A 1,934-nucleotide genomic window follows, 5' to 3' on the forward strand; every position below is an offset into this window, starting at 1 on the left:
AAACGAATCAGGAAGGCAATCGATTCATGGCCTTCTTGTGAAGGGGAAATTAAAACATTGCGTGGATTGGGGTATCAACTTAGTGTCTATGAAAAAAACTAGAAAAAGAACCACTTTGCAGCGCTATTGGACGAAGAGATACGTATTGACCTTGATTTCAGGCTTAGTATTATTGTCTATTTTTTCATTATGGTGGATGGAAAAAACCGCATTAGAATATAGGCTAAGCCTCCTTAAGTACTTAGCTGATGAAACATCTGACCGAGCGATAAAGGCAAATGGCCAGATTGTCGTTGGACCTGTACTTTCGGAAATCGTTGAGGAAAGGGAAAAAATCCTTCACTTGAACCAGCAGCCGATTATCTATATCGTCGATCCCGATGGCAGCATCATTTATACGATGCCTCAATTATATATAGATGCAGATAATAATAAGCTTCCTAGCGTTATTATGAAAAATCCTGAGTTAATTCAGAAGGTCAAAATTTCGGACAACAAAGTATATGTCGTCAAATCTCCCATTACGTTTAATGAAGAGACTAAGGGATGGGTAGTCATTGCCCAGGAAGAAGGGGCATTAAAAGAACTCAACCAGGACCATGGCTTGTTGGCAATCATGATTGGAGGCCTCCTCGTGCTGGGCACAGGAGTCATTTATCTACTTTCGAGACAGATTTCGAGGCCAATTCAAGACGTCGCTAACGCTGCCGTTCAGGTTCGTGAGGGCAACTATGACATCCATTTCAAAGAGGAAGAGGACATAAGGGAAGAAGAAATTTATGAACTAATAGAGTCATTTAAGGAAATGACCAATCGTTTAAAGGCCATGGAAAAATTAAGGGCGGAATTGCTTGCAGGTGTCACTCATGATTTGAAAACACCGGTTACCTCCATTAGCGGACTAATTCAAGCAGTTAAGGATGAAGTTGTTACCGGAGAGCAAAGTAAGGAATTCTTGGATATTTCCTTAAAGGAAACACAACGCCTGCAAGGAATGATAGAGGATTTGCTCAATTATAATGCTATTTCAGCAGGTGCCTTTAAAATTCGAGTACAAAAAGAAAATATCAATACATTCATCCAGGAAATCGCCTATCGTTGGCAAGTCACCCAGGATGATCAAGAGTTTAATCTGGATATAAAGGTTCCTGAAGAACCTATTTTTGGCCAAATTGATTCTTTGCGGATGCAGCAAATTGTCATTAACCTTTTAAATAATGCTAGGCATTCACTTGATGGCATAGGGAAACTAGAGATTAATCTTTATGAGAAGGAAGACAATAGGATATGTATTGATGTGCAGGACAGTGGCCGAGGAATTCCTGTACATGAACAACAGTATGTGTTTGAACCGTTTTATCGAGGTGAAGACAAAAAGCTGAAGATACGTGGTTTAGGTTTAGGACTGYCATTCAGCAAGATRCTTGCCAAAGCGCAAAAGGGAGATCTTGTGYTGAAAGAAAGTAATGAACAAGGGACGACGTTTACAATTATTGTAGAGAAAGCAAATCAGATATAAAAAAAGGGTTGTCCGCTTTAATGGACAACCCTTTAATTAWGCACCGATGTGGGATGGTTGATAATCCAGTTGGCTGATTGCGCGCCATAATTGAACATGACGTACATTTCTAGGAAGGAAGCGTCCCATTTCTTCTTCGTTATAACCGGCATGTAAATTCTTATGGTCAAAAATAATTGGTCGGCGAAGTAAATCCGGGTTATCTTGAATAAGCTTACAAAGATCATTTAATGGTGTATTATTTATATCGATATTTAAGCTACTGAATTTTTTAGAACGGGTTGAGATGATTTCATCTGTACCGCCTTCTGTTTTACGTAAAAYCTCTTTAATTTCTTCTATAGAAAGMGGTTGTGAATATAAATTACGTTCATTGTAGGAAATTTCGTTTTTCTTAAGCCAAGCTTTTGCTTTA

General features: G+C 38.8%; 2 protein-coding genes and 1 pseudogene. 2 read left to right on the forward strand and 1 reads right to left on the reverse strand.

Translation table 11 applies throughout. The features are described from left to right. Both AC1DUW_RS27095 and AC1DUW_RS27100 read left to right on the forward strand, forming a co-directional pair. Positions 1-102 (forward strand): annotated as a pseudogene (locus tag AC1DUW_RS27095) (DNA-binding response regulator); the annotation flags it as partial. Continuing rightward, entirely contained in the window at positions 89-1,519 is a 1,431-nt protein-coding gene (locus AC1DUW_RS27100; RefSeq protein ID WP_477643960.1) for a HAMP domain-containing sensor histidine kinase, read from the forward strand. The pseudogene AC1DUW_RS27095 and the gene AC1DUW_RS27100, both read left to right, overlap by 14 nt. 36 nt (positions 1,520-1,555) lie before the next feature. On the opposite strand, the gene spx is transcribed toward AC1DUW_RS27100, so the two are convergent. Beyond that, positions 1,556-1,934, reverse strand: a 379-nt coding sequence (spx, locus tag AC1DUW_RS27105) for a transcriptional regulator Spx (RefSeq protein ID WP_477643961.1), incomplete at its 5' end; no start/stop codon positions are given.

It is taken from the genome of Peribacillus sp. P4_C12, assembly GCF_056402095.1.